Annotated in this window: 6 protein-coding genes; 5 read left to right on the top strand and 1 reads right to left on the bottom strand. The window is 34.2% G+C overall.

Translation table 11 applies throughout. From position 1 onward, the window contains the following. Positions 1–441: 441 nt before the first annotated feature. The gene (locus ACHRV5_RS08730) at positions 442–771 is read right to left on the bottom strand and encodes a multidrug efflux SMR transporter (protein WP_047778919.1); all 330 of its coding nucleotides are present in this window, start codon (positions 769–771) and stop codon (positions 442–444) included. 178 nt (positions 772–949) lie between these two features. Between ACHRV5_RS08730 and ACHRV5_RS08725 the strand changes: the two genes are divergently transcribed. From ACHRV5_RS08725 to ACHRV5_RS08705, 5 genes are all read left to right on the top strand, one after another. Next, entirely contained in the window at positions 950–3,313 is a 2,364-nt protein-coding gene (locus ACHRV5_RS08725) for an RND family transporter (protein ID WP_395426477.1), read from the top strand. A gap of 335 nt (positions 3,314–3,648) precedes the next feature. Continuing rightward, positions 3,649–4,776 carry an SPFH domain-containing protein gene (locus tag ACHRV5_RS08720; protein WP_395426476.1) on the top strand — a complete coding sequence of 376 codons (1,128 nt, stop codon included), beginning with the start codon at positions 3,649–3,651 and terminating at the stop codon, positions 4,774–4,776. Positions 4,777–4,785: 9 nt separating this feature from the next. Then, complete coding sequence (locus tag ACHRV5_RS08715) at positions 4,786–5,832, top strand: hypothetical protein (protein WP_395426475.1); 1,047 nt, start codon at positions 4,786–4,788, stop codon at positions 5,830–5,832. Positions 5,833–6,085: 253 nt separating this feature from the next. Further along, the gene (gene asnS / locus ACHRV5_RS08710) at positions 6,086–7,519 is read left to right on the top strand and encodes an asparagine--tRNA ligase (RefSeq protein WP_395426474.1); all 1,434 of its coding nucleotides are present in this window, start codon (positions 6,086–6,088) and stop codon (positions 7,517–7,519) included. A 192-nt stretch (positions 7,520–7,711) separates the two neighbouring features. Further along, complete coding sequence (locus tag ACHRV5_RS08705; RefSeq protein ID WP_395426473.1) at positions 7,712–8,107, top strand: GxxExxY protein; 396 nt, start codon at positions 7,712–7,714, stop codon at positions 8,105–8,107. The last annotated feature ends 53 nt before the right edge of the window (positions 8,108–8,160 follow it).

The following is an 8,160-nucleotide window of genomic DNA, read 5'->3' as shown; positions in this document are numbered from 1 at the left end:
GCTTGGCGCTAAAACTTTAAACCTGTAACCAGTTTTCTTGCCACGAATTACGCAAATTTCACAAACTAAAATATACGATCTGTGTAAATCCGTTTAATCCGTTTAATCTGCGACCTTTTTTTGCCACGAATTCCACAAATTAAAATATACAATCTGCACAAATCTGTTTAATCAGATAAATCCTTGGTGGTGTTTTTTTGCCACAGATTAAGCGGATTAAACGGATTCTCGCGGATTTTTTTTTAGCTTGGCGCTAAAACTTTAAACCTGTAACCAGTTTTCTTGCCACGAATTACGCAAATTTCACAAACTAAAATATACGATCTGTGTAAATCCGTTTAATCCGTTTAATCTGCGACCTTTTTTTGCCACCAATTGCGCAAATTTCACGAATTGAAATATACAATATGTAGAAATCTGTTTAATCTGTGGCTAACCTTTTTAATGACTAGACACAAACTTCAACCCAATGATCGAAGCAATTAATGTCGAAAGAAAAAAGACTCTCCAAAAAGTAACCGGCTCTTTAAAAATCAGAATCCCTACCAAAACGGTTCCTACTGCTCCGATTCCTGTCCAAACGGCATAAGCGGTACCAATTGGTAAAACCTGTGTTGCTTTATATAGTAAAATCATACTGATAGAAAGACAAACAAAAAAGCCTGCCATCCAATAGGTTGAAATAATTCCGGTTGTTTCTTTCGCTTTTCCTAAGCACGAAGCAAATCCAACTTCAAAAAGTCCCGCAATAATTAACAAAATCCAATTCATTTTTGTTTCATTTTAAATTAAGCGCAAATATCCGAAAAGCTAAGCTAGTAATTCTAAAATCAGCTATAAATCTTAGAAATCCAATGGTAATTTTGTGTTAACATACCGTAAAAACTGAACCAATTGTTTATGATTTTGAGCACTTTTCACTACATTTGCATCCATTTTTAAAGATTTTATGAAAAACACTATTCAAGTCGGATTTTGGGAAAAAATAGCCCGAATCATACTTAAAAACAGAGTTGCAATATTAGTTCTCTTATCTGCCTTAACCATTTTCCTTGCTTATCAATGGAAAAACCTTTCTATGACCTATACCGAAGCCAATCTGCTTCCTAAAAATCATATTGCCAATAAAGACTATCAAAAATTCTTAGACAAGTTTGGTGAAGAAGGAAATCTTGTTGTAATTGGTTTTAAAGATCCTAACTTTTTTACTCCGAAAAATTATGCTGCCTGGAATGAATTAATGACAGGTTTAAAAGAATCCAAAGAAGTAGATTTAGTGGTTTCCTTAAACGATTTGAAAAAACTGGAAAAAGATACCGTTAACGAAAAATTTGTTTTGTCACCGTTTATCAACCAAAACAAAACGCATGATCCGGCTTATCTAAAAAGTATTCAATACGATCTGTTTCACAATCTGCCTTTTTACGAGGGACTATTGTTTAATAAAGAAAGCGGCAGTGTTCGATCTGCTATTTACATCAATAAAAAGATTGTAAATACAGCCGAAAGAAAAACTTTTATCCTTGAAAATTTAGTCCCTAAAATCGATAAATTCGAAAAAACTACGGGAATTGACCTGCGTGTTTCGGGGATGCCTTATATCAGAACCATCAATGCTGCCAATATGAAAGGCGAAATCGGACTTTTTATCGGTGCGGCTTTATTGACTGTTTCTTTGATTTTCTTTTTCTTTTTCCGTTCGTTCAGAGCTACTTTTATTTCCATCTGTATTTTGATTGTCGGGGTAATCTGGTCCTTCGGAACACTTGGATTATTTCATTACAAAATCACGATTCTAACGGCTATTATTCCGCCATTAATTATCGTAATCGGAATCACGAATTGTATTTTCCTGATTAATAAATACCAGCAGGAAATCAAACTTCACAACAATCAGGCAAGAGCTTTGCAACGTATTATTTCGAGAATCGGAGTTTCGACTCTAATGACGAATCTGACGACTGCAATTGGTTTTGCTACTTTTATGATTACGGGCAACGATCTGCTTTTTGAATTTGGTTTAGTGACTTCTATCAATGTGATCTCTGTTTATTTATTGACTCTTTTAATTGTGCCAATTATATACAGCTTTATGTCGATGCCAAATGAAAAACATTTGTATCACTTAACCAAAACCTATATTTCTACCCTGCTTGACTTTGTTGAAAATGTGGTAAAAAACAAACGCAAAGTAATTTACATCCTTTACGGTTTGCTTTTAGTTTTTAGTGTTATCGGAGTTTCACAAATGAAAGTTTCGGGAAGTTTGATCGGAGAAATGCCAAAAAGTGCTTCGTTCTTTAAAGACATTTTATTCTACGAAAAAGAATTCAATGGTGTAATGCCACTCGAAATAATGATTGACACTAAGAAGAAAAAAGGTGTTATGAAAGCGTCTACCATTCGTAAAATGGATGAATTACAAAATACAATTATCGAAATGCCTGAATTGGCAAAACCGGTTTCGATTGTAAATTTGGTTAAATATTCAAAACAGGCTTTTTACAACGGAAATCCTGAATATTATCAACTGCCAACTTCGCAAGAGCAGACTTTTATTTTGGGCTATGCTAAAAATGCGACGAAAAACAGTAAAGACAATCTAATGAAAGCTTATGTAGATTCGACTGGTCAATACGCCCGTATCACTACTTTCATGAAGGATATCGGTACAGATGAAATGGCGAGAGTCGAGAAAAAACTACATAAAAAAATTGAAGAAATTTTCCCAAAAGACCGTTATGAAGTTACAGTTACCGGAAAAGCTTTGGTTTTCCAGAAAGGAACTTCGTATTTAGTAGACAACTTAATCGAATCGTTGATTTTTGCTATACTGGTGATTGCGATACTGATGTTGTATTTATTCCGCTCTTTCAAAATGGTTTTCGCTTCGGTTATTACGAATGTTTTACCGCTTTGCATTACTTCGGGATTAATGGGGTATTTTGGAATCCCTCTAAAACCGTCTACTATATTAGTATTCAGTATTGCATTTGGAATTTCAGTAGATAATGCGATTCAGTTTATGGCGAAATACAAACATGATTTATTGCAAAGTAACGGAAAGGTCAAAAAATCTGTTTTCAGTGCTTTAAGAGAAACCGGAATCAGTACTTTTTATACTTCGGTAGTTTTGATTTTAGGTTTTGCCACTTTTACGCTTTCGAGCTTTAGCGGAACAATTGCACTTGGGGGATTAATTTCTTGTACACTTGCATTTGCGATGTTTGCGAACTTATTGGTTTTACCGGCTTTGGTTTTGACATTTGAGAAGAAGAAGGCGAAGAAAGAGGATTTGGAGAATTTGGAGTAGTTTTTTTGCCTCGAATTTCACGAATTAGCGCGAATTGTTCAATTCGATTTATCACTACATCAAAATGTAGAGAAACAACGAGAAACAGCAATTTTATAAAATAAACACACACATTTACGAATTAAAATTCATGAATGTGTGTTTTTTTTGATGAACCCCCAACTACACTTCGTATTTTCTTATTAACCATTTATTCACTTAACTAAATTTCGTTCTGATTTTTACGCGCGAAAAACAATCTAAAAATAAATATTAAAACAATAAAAGATCCTTTTTGTTCAAACAAGAAAACAAATTATTCTTACATTTGAATTTAAAATTTAACTAAATTAAAAATGGGGATATTTGATAGATTAAGGAATGAATTCCTTGACATCATTGAATTCGTAGACAATACCAACAATACTATTGTTTATAGATTTGAAAGATTTCAGAATGAAATAAAAAACAACAGTAAACTTATTGTTAGAGAAGGTCAGCAGGCTGTTTTCATGAATGAAGGCAAAATTGCAGACATTTTTAGCGCAGGAACTTATAATCTAAATACTCAAAATTTACCTATTTTATCTACTTTAAAAGGCTGGAAATATGATTTTAACAGTCCCTTTAAAGCAGAAGTTTATTTTATTAACACTCGCAACTTTATCGATCAGAAATGGGGAACAAAAAATGCGTTAATTTTAAATGACGATCGTTTTGGAATGCTGGAAGTCAGAGCATTTGGAACCTATGCTTTTAAAGTTGTTGATTCTCAAAAATTCATTCAGGAAATTGTGGGTACCGACGGACAATTTACCACCCAAGAAATTGCAGAGCAATTAAAAAGTATAATTGTTTCGCGTTTTACTGATGCAATTGGTGAAGCAAAATTACCGATAGAATCGTATGTAGGTAACACTACTGAACTTTCGACTACGATTTTTAACTTCATGAAAGATGATTTTGCGGATTATGGGATAGAACTCAGTAGATTTTTACTCGAAAACACCTCAATGCCTGAGGATATTAAAAAAGAGATTTTTGAATTAAGCCGTCTCAATAAGATAGACATGCAGAAATTCACACAATACAAAACAGCTCAATCTATTGAAAAAGCCGTAGAAAACCCTTCCGGAATTGCAGGAACCGCTTTTAGCATCGGAACTGGATTGCATATGGCAAAACAAATGATGCAGTCTTTTGACGAATCGTCTCAAACAGCGACAGCAAACCAAACTTCCTTTACACCGAATCAAACGCCTCCACCATTACCTGTTGAAGGGAAAACTTATTTTGCTGCAATTAACAATGTTCAATCTGGTCCATTTAACGAAAGTCAGATTTCATCTTTAATCGAAAACAAACAGCTTTTAGAAGATACCTTGGTATGGAATCAAGGAATGGAAGGATGGCAAAAAGCCTCAACTGTGCCTGAACTGCAAAACTTATTTTCAAAAATTCCTCCTCCATTGCCTAAAAACTAATCTTTTAAAATGAGAAACGCTGAAATAAAAGACGAAACACTAAAAGCTTTCAACTGCTCTAACTGTGGAGCTGGATTAAAATACAAACCCGGAGAAGAAAATTTAACCTGCGAATATTGCAAAACTGTAAATAGCATTCCGCAGCAAGAAATTATTATCGAAGAAACCAATTTCGAGGAATATCTGGAGAAACTGGAAGCAGAAAACTTAGTCAATGAAAAAACAATGCACTGTAAAAGCTGTGGTGCAGTTTCTACAGTAAATGTAAACTCAAGATCGTCCAGCTGTCCGTACTGCAGCAACCCTTTTACGGATGGAGACGCAAAAATGGATCTTGTAATAAAACCTTCTTACTTGCTACCTTTTAAAGTCGACAAAGAAAAAGCAATTCAAATTGGTCTCAACTGGATAAAAGACGTTTGGTACACAAAAAACACGCAATCATCTTCACTAACAATAGAGGCCGTATATACCCCCTATTGGACTTTTGATATGAATACTCATACCGACTCTATTCTAAAAAATGCCTTTAATCGTTCATTTTCAAGTGTAACTACCCTTTTCTATGATGATGTGTTAGTCTCCGCTTCAGCAAATATCAGTCAGTATCTGTTAAACCAAATAAAGCCTTGGGACATACAAAAACTAACCGATACAAATAATGAATACTTAAATGATTATACTGTTGAAAAATACAGTATAGATCTAAAAAAAGGATTCCATGAGGCAAAAAAAATGGTTGATCAAGCCGTTAAAACAAAAATTAGTTCAGATGCCATCAATAAGATGTTCCATGCAGATATTATTCAGACGCAATATCTTAACATAAAATTCAAGCTTATTATATTCCCTGTTTATATCATTTCTTATGATTACAAAGGCAAGAAAAATCAGTTGTATATTAATGGCTATGATGGAAAACTAGCTTCAGAAAGACCCAGAAACCCAATAGTTGCCGTATTCCTCAAAACAATACTAGTAAGCACTATAATTTTCGCGGCTTTAATCCTATTATTAATGATCGCGTCTCTTTTTGCTCTCTTCCAAACTCCTTAAACAACATTAATCCGGAACAGTATTAATCGTTATGGATAGAATCTTTTCGATCGATACTGTTTTGTTTTTAAAACAGTAATCACAACTACTAACTCTTTATTTTCAAGACGAATAATAGCAAATCCATTTAAAAATAATCTGATCTACTTTTTCTAACGCTATTGAATTACTTCTCGCTAGGACAATTACAAACAAATCAATTATATTTGCAGTTATTGAACAACAATATTATTTAATATCAATTTTATTAAAAATGAAACACACAAAAGTTAAAGACTTATTAAACAGTACTACGACGCTTCAGGAGGTTAATGCAAAAGGATGGGTGAGAACTTTTAGAAATAATCAGTTCATCGCGCTTAATGACGGTTCTACCATTAATAATATACAATGTGTTGTTGATTTTGAAAATACACCCGAGGACACTCTAAAAAGAATCACCACCGGAGCTGCTGTATCTTTAACAGGAACTTTGGTTGAAAGCAAAGGTGCTGGTCAGAAATACGAAATTCAGGTTTCTAAAATTGAAATTTTAGGAGATTCAGATCCCGAGAAATTCCCAATGCAGCCTAAAAAACATACTTTAGAATTTTTACGTACCAATGCGCATTTACGTGTACGAACGAATGCTTTTGGCGCGATTATGCGTGTGCGTTCGGTATTGTCGTTTGCGGTTCACAAATATTTTCAGGAAAAAGGTTTTGTATATGTAAACACGCCAATTATCACCGGTTCTGATGCTGAAGGTGCAGGAGAGATGTTTAAAGTTACGGCTTTACCATTTGACAATACACCAAGAACAGAAGACGGAAAAGTAAATTATAAAGAAGATTTCTTCGGAAAAGAAACCAACTTAACAGTTTCAGGACAATTAGAGGGAGAAACTTTCGCTATGGCATTGGGTCAGATCTATACTTTTGGACCAACTTTCAGAGCTGAAAATTCAAATACTTCTCGCCACCTGGCAGAATTTTGGATGATTGAGCCAGAAGTGGCTTTCAACAATCTGGATGACAACATGGACTTGGCGGAAGATTTTATTCAATATGTAATAAAATATGCTTTGGACAATTGTGGCGATGATTTAAAATTCCTGGAGGGAAGATTATTAGAGGAAGAAAAATCAAAACCGCAGGCCGACAGAAGCGAAATGGCTTTGTTAGAAAAGTTAAACTTTGTACTAGAAAACAACTTTAAACGTGTTTCTTATACTGAAGCAATTGATATTTTAAGAGATTCAACTCCAAATAAAAAGAAAAAATTCAACTATATCATTAACGAATGGGGAGCTGATTTACAGTCAGAGCACGAACGTTATTTGGTTGAAAAACACTTTAAATGTCCGGTAATTTTATTTGATTACCCGGCAAACATTAAGGCATTTTACATGCGTTTGAATGAGGACGGAAAAACAGTTCGTGCCATGGATATCCTTTTCCCAGGAATTGGAGAAATCGTTGGTGGTTCTGAAAGAGAAGAGCGTTACGACGTTTTAATTGAAAAAATGAAAGCCTTAGAAATCGACGAAGAAGAATTATCATGGTATTTAGACACCAGAAGATTTGGTTCGGCAACACACTCAGGATTCGGTTTAGGATTTGAGCGTTTGGTATTGTTTGTTACAGGTATGTCAAACATCCGCGACGTAATTCCTTTTCCTAGAACTCCTGGAAGTGCTGAGTTTTAAGAGATAAGTTATTGCCGCTAAGGCGCGAAGACGCAAAGTTTTTTTATAAATTTTGCTTGAACACAAAAAATAAAAATACCACGAAGACATAAATTCACGGGGTATCTTTTATTCTTTTTTCACTGACGACTTAAACCTCATCAGAACAAATTAGCCTTGTGTCTTCGTGCTTTCGTGACAAAAACAAAAAAAATGCTCACAGAAAGAACAGAAGAAATAGGAAGAATTATTGTAAATGCTGCATTTAAAGTCCACAAACAACTTGGACCCGGATTATTAGAAAGAGTTTACGAAGTTTGTTTGGCTCACGAAATCGGCAAGACCGGTCTTATTGTTAAGCGCCAGATTCATATTCCGATTATTTATGACGGAATCGTATTCGATGAAGGATTACGTCTCGATTTGTTAATCGAAGATTGTATAATCATAGAAATAAAAGCAGTTGAACAAGTAAATCCCGTTTGGGAAGCACAAATTATAAGTCACTTAAAATTACTTGATAAAGATTTAGGCTTTTTAATCAACTTCAATGTTCCTTTAATTAAAAGTGGCATAAGACGATTTATACATACAAAAAAAGAGTATTAAAGCCTTTAAGGCAAATATAAAAAACAAAAAAACTTTGCGCCTTTGCGTCTTAG

It is taken from the genome of Flavobacterium sp. FlaQc-52, assembly GCF_044007495.1.
Classification (GTDB): domain Bacteria; phylum Bacteroidota; class Bacteroidia; order Flavobacteriales; family Flavobacteriaceae; genus Flavobacterium; species Flavobacterium cupriresistens.
This window is presented reverse-complemented; position numbering and strand designations above follow the sequence as displayed.